We start from the raw sequence: 15983 nt of genomic DNA, 5'->3' as shown, positions 1-15983 counted from the left end.
TATAAGACTTTATATGTTTCACGAAATAAAGTATTCTTCTATTTCTACGAGAAAAGGATACCCTCTTCTTGCAGTGGACGGCAAAGCTGTTTCTTCTTGTGATATAGTGTGGTTGTCCAAATACATGATAAGCAGGTGAAGAGCGTGGAGGAGAGGGAAGGCTCATATATCAAACGTTTATTTGGCTGGGATACGCTGCGTGGCCAGCTCTATTGGACGCTGCTCATCAGCTCGGTTATTCCGCTTGTGCTCGTTGGGCTGCTGACGGTGTATTCGATCTATAACATTTTGTACAACAAAATAGAAAAAGGCATCGAGCAAAATCTGCAGCGCGTAAGAGGCGGCGTGGAGGAGACGCTGGGCAATCTGTATGACGTGTCGCAGCAAATGTCCTATCAAGGGTTCGTCGGGCAGGATTTGAAATTGCTCCAGACCAGCGAGGATACGTACGAGAAATCCCAGCTGACGACAGCCATTCAGCGCAATATGGGCATACTCAACGCCTCGAATCCGACGATTGGTTTAGTGTTGTATTACGATACGACAACGGGCGAGATGTTATACAACAACTATATAACGAGAAATCCGCACCCGGATTTCGACAGCCTGCCGAAGCTTTCCATTAAATCGGACCATGCCTATAACGGGCCTCATCTTACCTTGTACAAATACAATGACACATCCGTTTTCTCCATTGTGAGGAGCGCAGGGGGCACGACCGATCCTCGGAATCCGATGCTCGTATACGCGGAAACCAATGTAAAGGTCATTCAGAACGTTTTGAACAAGGAGCAATACGGAATGAACGTATCGCATCTGCTCATGGACAACGACGGCGTGGTCTTATACAGCGACAAGCCAGAGCTGACGCCGATCGGCAGTCGTTATGACGCCAAGACGATGGATCATTATTATTTCCATGAGGAGATCGGCAGCCAAGGCTGGCGCCTAGGTGTATTTATCGAAAAGGGCGAGTACCAGAAGGAAATCCGCGATTGGTTCGTGCGCTACTCTTTCATTGTCGTGTTAGGACTGTTGATTAGCATCTGGTCCGCATTCCGCACCTGGAAGGTCGTCATAGCTCCGCTGCACCGGATACGAAAGGGCATTTCCTCTTTTATCAGCCAGGAGCCGAATGATTTTTTTCAAAAAACGGGATTGCGCGAGTTTGACTTCCTGATCGATAATTTCAAGGATATGCAATTCAAAATCCAAGATCTAATCGAAGAGGTCGCCAAGGAAGCTAGCGAGAAGCAGGATATCGAGATGGAGAAGCTGATGGCGCAAATTAATCCGCATTTTTTGTATAATACGCTGAATACCGCGCAGTGGCTGGCCCGTTTGAAGGGACAGCATGAAATTGATCGTTTCCTGTCGTTGTTCACGAAGGTGCTCAAATATAATTTGGCGAAGGATGGCACCATTGTTACGCTGAAGGATGAAATCGATTCGTTGAACGATTACGTGGAGCTGCAGAAAATCAGGTATGATTTCGAGTTTGATGTGCGTTATGACATCCCGGAGCCGTTCCTTGCGACTCCGCTGCCGCGGTTTATTTTGCAGCCGATCGTCGAGAATGCTCTCTATCACGGGATGATGGACGAGAAAGGGGTTATTGAGGTTAGCGTGCAGGAAACGAGTCAAGCTCTGCTGTTGAAGGTGACCGATAACGGCAACGGAATCAGCCCGGAGAAAATCAAGGAGCTGCTGGAGTCTGATACGCGAAAAAATAATTTGTCGGGTCTTGGCATTGGCCTGAATTATGTGAAAAGGACGCTCAGCAGCTTTACGGGAGGCAGCAGCGAGCTTGCGATAGATAGCGAAATTGGAAAAGGGACGGTCGTTTCGATTCATTTGCCGATTGATAGGGAGGGTAACATGCGATGAAGGTCATTATCGTAGACGATGAAAAACTGGTTAGGCGCGGGTTGATATCGATCATGCCTTGGTCCAAATACCAGATGGAGGTCGTTGGGGAAGCGGGCAACGGAAGAAAAGCGCTTGAGCTGCTGGAGCAGCAGGACGTTGATATTGTGTTTACGGATCTGATGATGCCCGAGATGTCCGGCTTTGAGCTGATGGAGGCAATGAGCGAGAAATACCCGGGGAAATCGGTCGTTGTCCTGTCTTGCCACGAGGAGTTCGCGTACGCACAGAAGGCGATCCGTATGGGCGCGCTTGATTATGTGGTCAAAAATGATTTGGAAACGGACACGATGGACGAGGTTTTACGCCGAATAGCCCGTACCTACGAGGAGAGAAACATCAAAAAACAAGCGCCGGATAAGAAGCTGTTCGATCGCGCGATGGTGGTCTTAAAGCTTGGAGACGATGAGCAGGCGGCCAAGCTCGTCGAGAAGCTTTCGGCAGGCAACGTCATTCATTATTTGGACCGCCACTGCTGGTTTTTCGCCTTGGACAGCCTAGGCCCCGAGCAAGAGAAGACGCTGATTGCGGATATTAAGCAGGCGAGCTGCCTGCCGGTTCTTGTGCATGGCCTTGGGGGCATCACGCTTGGCGAAACAGTCGACCGGCTGCATGCTTATTTGTCATCGGGCTTATTATACGACTACAAGCATTGGGTTACCTTCTGGGAGTGGGCAGCTGACAAAGAGCTTGAATGGGTGGAGCCGGAGAAAGAACGGCTTGGACTGCGCTGGAATTCACCGGATTGGATCTACAGCAACGAAGAATACGAGCTGCTCCTACAGGATACGGTCGCGCTGCGGCTGCCGATGGACGAGCTGAAGAAGCTGTTGTTCCCTGCGTTTCTAGAGAACGGGCGGTTGCTGCTCATGCTGGAGTGGTCGATGCAGCTCATATTCCGGTTGGAGCCGCTGCGGATGTGGGAAGAATGGAAAACGGCGCTTGAGGAAGAACGCGGCAAGCTGCGCAGCATCGTCTGCAAATCCAAATACGGCGATGATATCGTCCGCGTTATATACAAAGCCATTCGATTCATGCATGAGCAGGAGGAGATGAACTTCAGCCAGCATGAATTGGCGGGCATTGCCAATATGAGCCGAACGTATTTCAGCCAATGCTTCAAAAATGTGACAGGCAAATCGTTCAATGATTATGCGACTGAAATTCGGATGTCGAAGGCGCAGCAGCTGCTGGTGCATACGAATACGCCGATTTATCAGATTGCGCAGCTTGTCGGTTTCAAGGATGAGAAATATTTCAGCAAGCTGTTCCTCCAGGAGATCGGCATGCTTCCGTCCGATTTCCGCAATCGGAATGCCATATAGGCGAAAAGCGCAAGGTGCGAAGTTTGTCGGCGGTACGTAGGTTATTGTCGCAGGCTGATTAATCGCATGAAAAAAACGGTTACGAAAACACGCCTAACTGCCTACATCGTTCTGACCCTCATTCTCGCAGAACGGGCTTATACTGGGGCAGTAGACCATAAACGATATGCAGGGGGAAAAGCAGAAATGAAAAAAACGTTAGGCATACTCATCGTTTGCGCACTGATGGTACTTACTGCTTGCTCGGGAAATAATGAGAAAACGAATAACGGAGGTACTAGCGGCGGTAATTCGAACGGCGCGGGCACCGTATCTGAGCCGGCTGATCCGTATGCGCCCATGTCGGAGACCGTGACGATTGAAATTGGCAAAGAGGCAGCGGTTGATCCGAAGCTTCCGGATGGCTCCACCATCGAAGACAATGAGCTGACACGCTATTTCGGCGAAAAGCTGAACATTAAGTATACGAACGCTTGGCAGGCTACGACGTCTGGCGATGCGTACATGCAGAAGGTCGGGCTTACGCTGTCTACCGGCGATATTCCAGACGTGATGACCGTTGACAAGCAGCAGCTTGTACAGCTCGTGAATGCGGATCTTATCGAGGACCTGTCTTCAACGTACGAAAGCTTCGTATCCCCGGCTCTCAAAGCGGCTTATGATTCAACCGACGGCTATAGCCTAGCTTCGGCAACGTTCGACGGCAAGTTGATGGCCTTCCCGAACGTAAGCCCGGGTGCGGATGCGCAGAACCTGCTTTGGGTGCGCCAGGATTGGCTGGACGAGCTGGGGCTTGAAGCTCCCAAAACGATGGATGACATCATTAACGTGACGAAAGCGTTCATGGACAAAAAAGGTTCAGCCGGCCTGCTCGGCAACCAAGTGATTGTTAACATCGGAACAAGCGTATTCGGCTTTGACTCCATCTTCAGCGCTTACAATGCATATCCGCAGCTATGGGTAGAGGATGCAAGCGGCAATGCAGCTTACGGCTCAATTCAACCGGAAGTGAAGGATGCGCTTGCCAAGCTGAGAGGCTGGGTTGAGGAAGGCTTAATCGACAAAGAGTTTGCCGTGAAAAAGAGCGAGCAGGTGAATGAGCTTGTTGTTAGCGGAAAAGCGGGCATTTTCTTCGGACCATGGTGGCTGCCGTTTGGCATGCTGGCCGATTCCGTGGCTCAGGATTCGAAAGCGGAGTGGGTATCCTATCTGTCACCGCTTAGCCAGGAAGGCAAGATGAATACGCATATGGGCTCGCCTACCACACGCTATCTCGTTGTGAAAAAGGGGTTCAAGCATCCCGAGGCTGTATTGAAAACATTGAATATGCAATTTGACGCCGATCAGCTGCAAGGCGAAGGCATCGTAGAGAAAGATGATTTCAACTGGATGAATATGCCGTTCTCGCTTCTCGTGAGCAACTACGACGACAAAGAGAAGAAGGCGAAGCTTGTACAAGACGTCATTGACGGCAACGCGGCAGCGGATACGCTGCAAGGCGAAGCGAAGCAAATTTACAACTCGTACCTTAAGGATAAAGAAAATCCGAAAAAGGATTTGGCTGCCTGGTCGCAAAGGCATGCCTTCTTGACTGGTGCATTGCCGCTTGGCAAGGATGACCAAATTAACCGCAAAGTCGGTGTTTATTATGACCAAACGGACACGATGCGTACGAAATGGGCAAACCTGCGCAAGCTGGAGGACGAAACGTTTTTGAAAATCATTATGGGCAACGAGCCGCTTGATTCCTTTGACGGCTTCGTGGATAAATGGAAATCGCAAGGCGGCGACCAAATTACCGAAGAAATCGCAGCAGCAGCCAAATAAGCAGTAAATAACTAGCATACAGGGACGGGCTGCCGAGGTATCCCGGTTATCCCGTCCCTCAAGCTTGAAAGTTTGTTTAAGGATGGAGTGGGAGCTTTGCGAGATTCCAAAAATACGATTCATTATCATCTAATGCTGGCGCCGGGCATGATCCTCCTTATTATTTTCGGAATAGTCCCGCTATTCGGAATGGCGATCGCTTTCCAGGATTTTATTCCGGTCAAAGGGATTTGGGGCTCCAAATGGGTGGGCTTCGAAAATTTCAGCTACATGTTCCAACTGGACGACAGCAAGATCATCTTTTTTAATACGATATTTATTTCCCTTATGAAAATGGTTATGAATGTGATCGTTCCGGTAAGCACGGCCTTGCTCTTGCATGAAATCGTGTTTAGCCGGATCAAGAAATGGATGCAAACGATTATTTATTTGCCCCATTTCCTATCTTGGGTCATTCTAGCCGGCATTCTGAGCGACATGCTGTCACAGAACGGCATCGTCAATCAGGTTGTTACGGCTATTGCGGGAGAGCCGATATTTTTCCTTGGAAGCAATGATTGGTTTCCGGTCGTTGTCGTTCTAAGCGACGTATGGAAAGAGTTTGGCTTCAATACGATTATTTTCCTAGCGGCGCTGACCGCCATCAATCCTTCGCTCTACGAGGCGGCATCGATAGACGGAGCAGGGCGCATTCGCAAAATATGGAGCGTCACGCTGCCCGGCATACTGCCGACGATTATCTTGGTTTCTACGCTGAATATCGGCAGCATCCTGAATGCGGGCTTCGATCAGATTTACAACTTGTACAACCCGCTCGTATACGAGTCGGGAGACATCATCGACACCTATGTATACCGGATTGGCCTCGTTCAGTACCAATATGGGCTGGCTACAGCCGTTGGCGCGTTGAAATCGGTTGTCGGATTTATACTCATATTCGTTTCCTATCGACTGGCCTCCAAATATGCGGGCTATCGGATTTTCTAAACAGCCGCAACAAGAATTTGCATGATTGCAATCAGAAGGGAAGTGTCCCATGCCGCTAACAGGTCTCCGCGGAATCCGGACTACTGATATTATATTGACGCTCGTCATGCTGCTCATTACGCTGCTTTGCTTGCTGCCGCTCGTGTACGTTGTTTCGCTTTCGTTCAGCGGTAAGTCGGCTGCGGCATCCGGCGCAGTTACCTTATTTCCAGTCGATTTCACCTTGTATTCCTATGAATACATGTTTAAGGACAGCCGGTTTTTCGACGCTTTCGGCGTATCGGTTAAGCGGGTGCTGCTCGGCGGAGCCATTAACTTCGTGCTGACGATTCTAATGGCCTATCCGCTTGCCAGAGAACGGCTTGAATTCCGGAGCAGGGACGTGTATATGTGGGTCATTGTATTCACGATGATGTTCACCGGCGGATTGATTCCGTGGTACATGGTCGTGAAGAGCCTTCATCTGACCGATACGATCTGGGCGCTCGTGCTGCCGACTGCCGTTCCCATCTTCAACGTTATTCTGTTGATGAACTTTTTCCGCGGCATGCCCAAGGAAATTAATGAATCGGCCAAAATGGACGGAGCTGGCCCGTGGCGGACACTGATCGCCATTGCGGTGCCGCTCGCGATGCCGGCGATTGCAACGGTGACGCTATTCAGCATTGTCGGCCACTGGAACGCGTTCTTCGATGGCCTCATCCTGATGAACAAGCAGCATAATATTCCGCTGCAAACGTATATTCAGCAGCTCGTCGTAGCTCCGTCCATTTCATCCTCGACAAGGCCGGAGGATTTAATAAACTTTTCTCAACGGACATTCAACGCAGCCAAGATCGTCGTCACGATGCTGCCCATCTTAATCATTTATCCGTTTCTGCAGCGTTACTTTGTACATGGCATCACATTAGGCTCGGTGAAAGAATAACAAGCGACGGAATACGCATTCAAAAGGAGCATGAGCATGACTATTGCCAACCCGATTCTGCCGGGCTTCTGGGCAGATCCGTTCATCCTGAGGGACGGAGACGATTATTACTTATATCCAACCAAGGACAGCGCCGGCTGGATGTACGAGAAATTCCATGTGTTTCACAGCAAGGATTTGGTGAACTGGGACGGGCCGTATTTGGCGCTCGATCTGGATGATGTCAGTTGGGCTGACAAGCAAGCATGGGCGCCGGGCATCGCGAAGTACAAAGACAAATATTATATGTATTTCTCTGCCGAGGCACAGATTGGCGCGGCCGTATCCGACTCGCCGCTGGGTCCCTTCAAGGATATGCTGGACCGTCCGCTAATCACGCGCGATGAATATGCCTGCCAGTCGATTGACGCAGACTTGTTCGTGGATGATGACGGCCAGCCTTATCTGCTATGGGGACAAGGAAAATGCTGGATCGTGCCGCTGGAAGAGGATATGGTCACCTTCAAAACAGCTCCGGTCGAGTTGTCCTTGCAGATTCATGCGGCCAAAGGCACCGACGGGGCAGCAGGCGATATATCCGTGTACAACGAAGGGCCGCATATGCAGAAGCGAGACGGAAAATACTGGCTGACGTGGAGCAATTATGATACGCGTGATCCAAGGTACCAGATCGCATATGCGTTCAGCGAGCATATTCTTGGCCCGTATGAGGTGCCCGAGGATAACCGCATGACGCTGGAATCGGCCAGCGCGGTTGGAACGGGCCATGCCTCGCTCACCGAATACGGGAATGAATGGTACTTGGTTTATCATCGGCTAGCGGAGCCGGAGGCAAGCGTGCTGCGCGAAACCTGTATCGGACTGGTTCGGTTCAAGGATGGCAAGCCTTACGTCGATGTGGATGAATAAGCAAAGGAAGCCGGACAGGCATTAGGCAAATATGCCTAAGCCTGTTCGGCTTTTTTTTCTACAGAAATTGGAAGATGCTCGTTCCTATTTGGCTGAAAGTCTGTTATCCTACTGAAGAATGGACCATGAACGAAGGAGGAGCTGCTATCAAGCCGGTTACTGTCTATGATATCGCTAGGGAAGCCAACGTTTCAGTAGCCACTGTATCACGTGTGATCAACAACACGGCGCCAGTCAAAAAGTCAACGAGGGAGCGGATAATGGAGTTGATCGCGAAGCATCAATTCCAGCCGAATGCGCTTGCGAGAAGCTTGTATAAGAAGGAAACGGGCATGATTGGCGTCATTTTGCCGGACATCACCAACCCCTTTTTCCCTGAGGTGCTAGCCGGTCTGGACCAAGAAGCGCGAAGCAAGGGGTATACGTTTTTTTTATGCGACACGGTGTCGACAAATGGCGATTCAGCAGAACAATACGTGCGGGAATCGCAATATTTGAGCATTCTGATGGAGAAGCAGGTTGACGGCATTGTGATGATTGGAGGAAGAATCAATCTCGCAAAGCCGAGCAAGGAGCTGATCGGCGAGGTCGTTGAAGCCAGCAAAAGGGTGCCGCTGCTCCTTATTAACGGCAATCTGCCCGGCGAAGGCATGACTCGCGTCTATGCGGATGAGCTCGAGGGAGCGGAGCTTGCGACGCAGCATCTCATTGAGCTGGGGCATGAACGAATCGCATTCGTCGGCGGGTACAAGCATATGTCCAACACCGTTCAGCGAATTAAGGGCTTCGTCAGAACGATGGAGCGAAGCGGCTTGCAGGCGCGCAAGGAATGGATTATGGACGGAGGCTTCTCAGTTGAGAGCGGGAAGGCGTTCATGAACCGGATGCTTGCACTGCCAGAGAGGCCGACGGCTATCTTTTGCGCAAACGACCTTGTGGCGATCGGAGTCATGAAGGCTGCCCATAAAGCGGGCATTCGCGTTCCCGAGGAGCTTTCGCTCATCGGCTTTGACGATATCCCTTATGCATCCAACAGCATCCCGGAGTTAACGACCGTTTCCTTGAGATGCTATGATGTGGGACGGCATGCCGCTGAGCTGCTCCATCAAATGATTACCAAAAGCAAAGTAAGCAAAAACACGAAGATAAGGCCGGAGCTGATCGTAAGGGAATCGACGGCAAGGCCGCCCGCACGTACGGAAACGGCAAGCGAATCGACGATTGAAATCATGCTTAAAAATAATGATTGACAACGCTTACATTTGTGAATAAAATCAAATTGTCAACAGATTATATGGTGTCGCCAGTAAGAATGTAACCCGTTACATCGCAGCTTGGCTTCTTCCTACAAAGCCGTAAACAAACCCGATACACATCAGAGCACCGTACAGAATCAGATTCTGTTTTTACCGGTCATGGCGTGTATTTATTTTTTCTAAAAATGTAACGGGTTTCATGAAACGGGTTACATATTTCGTATATTTCGCATTTTAAGCTGAATTTTTGGGAGGGTGCCACATGATTACGAAAACGGAAGCGAAAGCAGCTGTACGATTCGATGCGGATGCTGTAAGAATCGGGGAAACGCCGCAAGTATTGCTATGTGCCTCATTGTTTTATTTCCGCATACCGCGAGCGCTGTGGCGGGAGCGAATGGAGCAGCTCAAAGCCTTCGGCTATAACAGCATTGACGTATACTTTCCTTGGAATTATCACGAAAGGGCAGAAGGGGAATGGGATTTCAGCGGCGAGCGCGATATAGCCGCGTTTCTAACGGAGGCTGCGGATGCGGGCTTGTATGTAGTGGCTAGACCCGGACCCTACATTTGCTCCGAGTGGGATGGAGGCGCATTGCCGGCTTACCTGCTGACCAAAGGGGTGAAGCTTCGTGACAATGACGCTGGTTTCCTCGGCTATGTGTCCAAGTGGTTCGATCAAGTCCTGCCGATCATTAAGCAGCAGCAAGCAGGCGAGGGCGGAACGGTAATCGGCGTGCAGCTTGATAACGAGCTTGATTTCTATGACTGCCATGATCCCCAAGGGTACATTAGCGCTTTGCGCGATATGGCGCTCAGCCATGGCATTACGGTTCCGCTGTTCGCTTGCGCCGGACAAGGCGGCTTGCTGCAGGCATCGGGGCTAGCGAGCAACGTCGTGCCAAGCTGCAACTTCTACCCGGACAACCGGGATGCGGAATTTGAGCAGAAGGTGCTGCACTATGGCCAGGCAATGGCGAAGCTCGGGTATCCGCTTCTTGTGACGGAAACGAACCGCGCGCATTATCTGCTGAGAAGATTGCTGTCCTGCGGAGCGAAGCTGCTCGGCCCTTATTTGCAGGTATCGGGTACGGACTTCGGCTTTACGAACGCGACGAACAATTGGGGCAAACCGCTGGCGTTTATGACATCGGATTATGATTTTGGAGGGATGATCTCGCCGGAAGGGCATATTCGGGAGGAAGCTTATGAGGGGCGATTGCTGGGTCGAATGATTGCGGCTTATGGCGCGTCGCTTGCACAGGCGTTGCCAGAAGGAGAAGGATCATCAACGTGGGCGATATCCGGAGACCGTCAGGGCATCGCGGGTCCTTTCACGCTTCAGCTAAGCGGCGGGGGAAGCCTCCTGTTCGTCACAAACTTGGATGAGCGGGACAAACGAATAAGGCTTTCGGCTGCGGACGGTGCGAAAGCAGCTGATGAGCAAAGCAGCTTTACACTCCAGGCAGGCAGGTCGCTGGCGCTTCCCTTTGAAGTTCCGCTTAGCTTATGGGGCATTGAAGGCGTACTGCAAAGCTCGACCGCTGAGCTGTATTACGCAGAACAATCGGCGTCAGGAGCAAGCCTCGCTTTCCATACGGACGGCAGTGGTGAAATCGTTATTCGGATGAATGAGCCAAAAAGCGTGAATGCGGTCCATGCGGCGTCGGCTTGGTCGGACGGGAAGCTCACCATTCGCTTTGACGGGCTGGATGCTAGCTGCTGTTCGGTCGTTGCTGCGGATGGAGCCGCCTTTAAGCTATTGATTACCAATAGAATGAAAGCGCTTTATATGGAGGGGGTAACCGAGGAAGGCAGCGTAATAGAAGGTCAATCGCTCGTTTATTCGGATCAGCTGGAGGAGGCGGCGAGCGAGTGGTCGTTAAGCGGATTTCAAGCTTCCTCGCTGCTTGCCTTACAGGCAGAGGATAGCAGATTGACTTTAGACAGCGCCGACTATCTGGAAGAGGCAGGCATATGCCGCGGCTTTGCAGGCTACGAAGCTTCCGTTGCATTGACGAAGGGAGAGCTCGTACAAGGTTACCTAATCAAGCAGGGCAGTGATGTCATATCGCTATATGCGGATGGGCAATATGCCGGAACGGCGGTTTCTGGCGGAGGCAGCGCCTATCTGCCGCTGGTCCATACCCTGCAGGAGGGAAAACTGCATGCAAGGGTGGAAATTTGGGGGCACTCCAACTTTGACGATGTCCGGCTTCCGGGTCTTCGGCTTCATGCAATGAAAGGCTTAAGGGGGATAGCGGCGATTACGGAGGTGCGTGACCTTAGCGGGAACTGGCGCGTATATCGCGCAGCGGATCGAAGCTTGCGCAAGGAACTGATTGAGGGACAGGATGACAGCATGTGGCCGATGATCAGCTTTGGCGGCTGGATGTCGCCCGATCATCCCGCATTTGAATATTACCGTAAAACGTTCCGTGCAGCTAAGAGCGCTGATTCATGGACGCTGCACTTTAAAGGCTTGCAATCGCTGGCTCGTCTGTTTGTAGACGGAAAGGACGTAGGCGCCATACATCCATTCGATCCCTTTGTGGACATATCGGAGCATGTGACGGCAGGCGAAGACGTGGTTCTTACCGTATTTGTCGAGCGGGTGCTTGGTCTTCCATCCGGACAGGTGTACGTGTATGAAGGAATAGAGGCTGTAGACTGGACCTTACAGGGAGCGGAGGAAGCGGAGCTTCTGGCGCATGCCGAGAGCAAGCGAGAAGAGGGCAGCGCGGTACAATTGCCGATTGCGTTAGAGCCAGGCGAGACCGCTTGGCTGCGTGCTTCGACGGTTAATTCGGAGGCGCAAGCGGGCTGGCGGGCTAAGGTAACCGGCACGGGGCTTAAGCTTACCGTATTTCTTGGAGACCGGATCGTAGGCCGCCTCTGGCTGCCGGGCGGTGAAAGCAGACCCGTGTTAACGGGCGGCAGACCGGATTCCTTTTATTTGCCGGGCGCTTGGTACGAGGCAGGCAAGGGTGAACTCACGATTCTGTTAGAGGCGGTAGATCGCGAGCGACAAGGAAGGCTGGACGCCATTACGTTCATATCCGTCTAGTCCATGACTGCGAGGGGGAAACAGGATGCAAACGACCATAGTAGGTAGAGAGCCGGAGAGAAAGCTGCAGCGAATGAAAGGCGGCAAGCTGAAGCGGTTTTGGAACAACAAAACGCTGCTGCTCATGTGCTTGCCGGCCATTGCCTTTTTCGTTATTTTCGCCTATCTGCCGATGCCCGGCTTGTATTTAGCGTTCATTAACTACAATTACTCCGACGGCATATTCAAAAGTCCGTTCGTGGCGTTCGATAATTTTCGTTTCCTGGTCATAAACGGCGATCTGTGGCGGCTATCGTTCAATACCGTTGCCTACAATTTGGTGTTTATCGTGCTTGGGAATGTGCTGCAAATTTTCGTCGCTATTCTCCTGAATGAGATTCGCCGCAAATGGTTCAAAAAAGTGACGCAGACGCTCATGTTTCTCCCGCATTTCATATCGGCCGTACTAATTGGCCTTATTGCCTACAACATTCTTAGCTATGATTACGGCATATTGAATACGCTGCTGGAATCGCTCGGCATGGAGCCGGTCAAGACGTACTCCGATCCGAAAATATGGCCATTTATCATCGTGCTGACCTTCCTTTGGCAATCCACGGGCTACGGATCCATCATTTATTTCGCCGCGATCATGGGCCTGGACAATGAAATCATCGAGGCTTCGGAAATTGACGGCGCCAACGCATTCCAGCGCATTATCTATATCGTGCTCCCATGGCTGAAGCCGACCTTCATCATTCTGATGCTGTTCTCGCTCGGGGGCATTCTTAAAGGGAACTTTGGATTGTTTTTCAACCTTGTCGGGGCGAACAATACCGCCTTGTATCCCACGACCGATATTATCGAAACGTACGTGTTCCGGTCGCTCATGACCAACTTCAACTTTTCGATCGGCAGCGCCGTCAGCCTTTACCAATCCGTATTCGGTTTTGTCGTCGTCTTGACCGCCAACTGGCTCGTCCGCAAGGCTTCGCCCGAAAACTCGTTATTCTAGGAGGTGACAGCTATGGAAAACAGGGAAGATTCACGGAGTATCCGAACGGATATGAGCGGAATAATCGTCAAACTATTCGGCTATCTGTTCATTTCGTTTTTTGCGCTATGCTGCCTGCTTCCGTTCCTGCTCGTTCTCGGCACGTCGCTGACGGCGGAAGGGGCGATCAAGAAATACGGCTTTAACTTCTGGCCGCGGGACTTCAGCACCTTTGCTTACAAAATCGTGTTCGAGAATCCCGATCTGATTATTGGGTCCTACTTGGTTACGATGGCAATTACGATTGCCGGAACGGCGCTGGGGCTCTTCCTCGTTGCGATGACGGGCTACGCGCTGCAGCGTCCGGACTTTGGCTACCGGAACGGCATTTCGTTTTTCATTTACTTTACGACGCTGTTCTCGGGAGGACTCGTACCCTTCTACCTGCTGATGACGCAATATTTGACGCTGAAGGATAATTACTTGGCCGTGCTGCTTCCAGGCCTGCTTAGCCCGTTTCTCATTATTATGATGAAAAGCTTCGTCCGCTCCATCCCGCATGCGATTACGGAGTCCGCCAAAATCGACGGAGCAGGCGACTTTACGATATTCCTAAGGCTGATCCTGCCCATGACAACACCGGCCTTGGCGACAATCGGCTTGTTCATCGCATTGGGCTATTGGAACGAATGGTACAATTCCATGCTGTTCCTCTCGCCGGACATGAAGTACCGTCCGCTCCAGCTTTTCTTGTACAACGTCGTGACAAGCGCCGATTTCATCCGCAATTCGTCCGCCGCGTCCAATGTGCAGCTTCGCGATATGCCGCTCGAATCCATGAAGATGGCGACTGCGGTCGTGGCAACGGGACCCGTTATTCTGTTCTACCCGTTCGTGCAGCGGTATTTCATCAAGGGTATTACGGTTGGCGCTGTAAAAGGCTGATGTGCCGAGGGCCGCAATCCGGCCACTTCACATAACGGGCGATGCCCGACTTATGAACGTAAAGGGGAGAAGTGCGATGTCCAGCGTAAAGAAGGTTTCCGCTCTGTTGATTGCGATGATGATGATCTTCACTCTTGCAGCATGCTCAGGCAGTAATGGAGAGAACAAAGATAATGGCAAAAACGAGGGAACAGGCAACAAGGGCAGCACGAATACAACGGATGGCGCCAAAGGAGCAGACACTTCGAAGTTCGTCAAAGTGAGCTACGTTGTTCTCGGCGACAAGCCGAAGAACGGACAGTTCGAGAAGGTACTGGCTGAAGTGAACAAAAAAATGAAGGAAAAGATCAATACCGAGCTCGAGTGGAAATGGGTCGAGTGGGCGGATTGGCAGACGAAATACAATCTGCTGCTCGCGTCCGGCGAAGCGATCGATCTGATAACGATCGGTACCGACTGGCTCGATACATGGGGCAATGCGCAGCGCGGCGCATTCATGAATTTGGATGACCTGCTGCCGGAGTATGCGCCGCAGACATGGAACTCGGTTCCGGAGGAGGACTGGGCAGAGAGCAAATACAATGGCAATATCGTATTGATACCGGAGAATGAATATACACAGTGGGTTAACCATGGATTCTTCTACCGCGGAGATTGGGCGAAGGAAGCGGGCATTGCTGGTCCAATCAAAGATTGGCAAGGCATTGGCCAATATCTTCAATTCGTTAAGGATAACAAAGAAGGCGTTGTGCCATGGGATGCTGTTGCGGCTACTTCTACTTTTGGCGGCTATGCAGCATCCTATACGGACCAGCTGGAGCTTCCGATTTCAACCGGATACTTGCCGGTGTTCACGACCAAGTCTTTCGACGAGAAGTTCACGGTCGTAAGCCCCGTATTCGAGGACACGTTCCTGAACTTCGCGACATTAATGAAGGAGTGGGCGGATAAGGGCTACTGGCGCGAGGATGTATTGAATAACAAAAACGATAATCGATCCGCGCTGCGTGCCGGCTTGTCTGGTCTCGACCAACATCATACCCAAACGTTTGGCGGCTTGCGCGTACAGATGGATAAGGATCAGCCAGGATCCGAGCTGCAAATGTTCCCGTTTGCCCGCACAGGAGGAAACAATCTGACGGAGCTTTCCATCACTCACGGCGGAACTTCGGTCGGTGCGCACAGCAAAAACCCTGAGCGTGCGCTTATGGCCTATGACTTGATCCGTAACGATGAGGAAATCTACCACCTGATCAACTATGGGTTGGAAGGCGTTCAATATGAAGTGAAGGACGGCAAGCGCGTTCAGCCAGAAGGCTACGACGAGGCAAAGGATTCGTTCTATGCAGACTTCTGGGGCGGCCGTGTCGACAAATTCGAAATTCCGAGCGTAACGACATGGGATCAGCTTGAAGAAACGATGTACGCCGAATACGATAAAATCAAGAAGCCTTACCCGTATGGCCAGTTCGTATTCGACAAAACGCCGGTTGAGGCTGAGCTGACAGCGATTACGCAGGTATCGGGCGAGATGGGCCCAGCGATTACGTATGGAAAAGCAGGCGATCCGGCGCAAGCGGTCGAGCAATTCCGCAGCAAGCTGAAAACAGCCGGCTACGACAAGGTGCTTGCCGAGCTGCAGCGCCAAATGGATGCTTATAAGAAGCTAATCGAAGGATAATTCGGCAATACCGCATCGCGTAAGAGGATGCTTCCTGCACAGCTGCGTACAAAGCGTAAGAGGCACTTCATGCACAGCTGTGCATGATACCTCTTGCGCTTTTTTTTGCACGGCTTGCTAGCGTCTCTATATTGGTCAATTATAATCAAGTGGCACCCC

General features: G+C 51.3%; 11 protein-coding genes. All 11 read left to right on the top strand.

The window, feature by feature from the left end; genetic code table 11:
• Positions 1–144 precede the first annotated feature (144 nt).
• The 11 genes from FHS16_RS32460 to FHS16_RS17220 all read left to right on the top strand — a co-directional run bounded on the left by FHS16_RS32460 (position 145) and on the right by FHS16_RS17220 (position 15824).
• The gene (locus tag FHS16_RS32460; protein WP_183565087.1) at positions 145–1887 is read left to right on the top strand and encodes a sensor histidine kinase; all 1743 of its coding nucleotides are present in this window, start codon (positions 145–147) and stop codon (positions 1885–1887) included.
• On the top strand, positions 1884–3251 hold the full coding sequence (locus FHS16_RS17265; protein WP_183565084.1) for a response regulator: 1368 nt from the start codon (positions 1884–1886) through the stop codon (positions 3249–3251). The genes FHS16_RS32460 and FHS16_RS17265 overlap by 4 nt, the downstream gene beginning before the upstream one ends.
• Before the next feature lie 186 nt (positions 3252–3437).
• Entirely contained in the window at positions 3438–5078 is a 1641-nt protein-coding gene (locus FHS16_RS17260; RefSeq protein ID WP_183565081.1) for an extracellular solute-binding protein, read from the top strand.
• Between the two features lie 96 nt (positions 5079–5174).
• Positions 5175–6065, top strand: coding sequence for an ABC transporter permease (locus FHS16_RS17255; protein WP_246431804.1), 891 nt, complete (start codon positions 5175–5177; stop codon positions 6063–6065).
• Between the two features lie 49 nt (positions 6066–6114).
• On the top strand, positions 6115–6993 hold the full coding sequence (locus FHS16_RS17250) for a carbohydrate ABC transporter permease (protein ID WP_183565078.1): 879 nt from the start codon (positions 6115–6117) through the stop codon (positions 6991–6993).
• Between the two features lie 36 nt (positions 6994–7029).
• Positions 7030–7902 (top strand): family 43 glycosylhydrolase, encoded by an 873-nt coding sequence (locus tag FHS16_RS17245; protein WP_183565075.1) that lies wholly within the window; start codon positions 7030–7032, stop codon positions 7900–7902.
• 146 nt (positions 7903–8048) lie between these two features.
• Positions 8049–9152 (top strand): LacI family DNA-binding transcriptional regulator, encoded by a 1104-nt coding sequence (locus tag FHS16_RS17240; RefSeq protein WP_183565373.1) that lies wholly within the window; start codon positions 8049–8051, stop codon positions 9150–9152.
• A gap of 268 nt (positions 9153–9420) precedes the next feature.
• Entirely contained in the window at positions 9421–12225 is a 2805-nt protein-coding gene (locus FHS16_RS17235) for a beta-galactosidase (protein WP_183565072.1), read from the top strand.
• A gap of 73 nt (positions 12226–12298) precedes the next feature.
• The gene (locus FHS16_RS17230; RefSeq protein WP_183565370.1) at positions 12299–13219 is read left to right on the top strand and encodes an ABC transporter permease; all 921 of its coding nucleotides are present in this window, start codon (positions 12299–12301) and stop codon (positions 13217–13219) included.
• 12 nt (positions 13220–13231) lie between these two features.
• Positions 13232–14143 (top strand): carbohydrate ABC transporter permease, encoded by a 912-nt coding sequence (locus tag FHS16_RS17225; protein ID WP_183565069.1) that lies wholly within the window; start codon positions 13232–13234, stop codon positions 14141–14143.
• Positions 14144–14219: 76 nt separating this feature from the next.
• On the top strand, positions 14220–15824 hold the full coding sequence (locus tag FHS16_RS17220; RefSeq protein ID WP_183565066.1) for a DUF3502 domain-containing protein: 1605 nt from the start codon (positions 14220–14222) through the stop codon (positions 15822–15824).
• The last annotated feature ends 159 nt before the right edge of the window (positions 15825–15983 follow it).

Source organism: Paenibacillus endophyticus, assembly GCF_014192395.1.
GTDB lineage: Bacteria > Bacillota > Bacilli > Paenibacillales > Paenibacillaceae > Pristimantibacillus > Pristimantibacillus endophyticus.
This window is presented reverse-complemented; position numbering and strand designations above follow the sequence as displayed.

What these genes read in the sequence shown, in the direction of transcription:
- FHS16_RS17265 (WP_183565084.1), top strand. Translation starts at nt 1,884, where the DNA reads ATGAAGGTCATTATCGTAGACGATGAAAAACTGGTTAGGCGCGGGTTG.
- FHS16_RS17245 (WP_183565075.1), top strand. Translation starts at nt 7,030, where the DNA reads ATGACTATTGCCAACCCGATTCTGCCGGGCTTCTGGGCAGATCCGTTC.
- FHS16_RS17250 (WP_183565078.1), top strand. Translation starts at nt 6,115, where the DNA reads ATGCCGCTAACAGGTCTCCGCGGAATCCGGACTACTGATATTATATTG.
- FHS16_RS17225 (WP_183565069.1), top strand. Translation starts at nt 13,232, where the DNA reads ATGGAAAACAGGGAAGATTCACGGAGTATCCGAACGGATATGAGCGGA.
- FHS16_RS17235 (WP_183565072.1), top strand. Translation starts at nt 9,421, where the DNA reads ATGATTACGAAAACGGAAGCGAAAGCAGCTGTACGATTCGATGCGGAT.
- FHS16_RS17260 (WP_183565081.1), top strand. Translation starts at nt 3,438, where the DNA reads ATGAAAAAAACGTTAGGCATACTCATCGTTTGCGCACTGATGGTACTT.
- FHS16_RS17220 (WP_183565066.1), top strand. Translation starts at nt 14,220, where the DNA reads ATGTCCAGCGTAAAGAAGGTTTCCGCTCTGTTGATTGCGATGATGATG.
- FHS16_RS17230 (WP_183565370.1), top strand. Translation starts at nt 12,299, where the DNA reads ATGAAAGGCGGCAAGCTGAAGCGGTTTTGGAACAACAAAACGCTGCTG.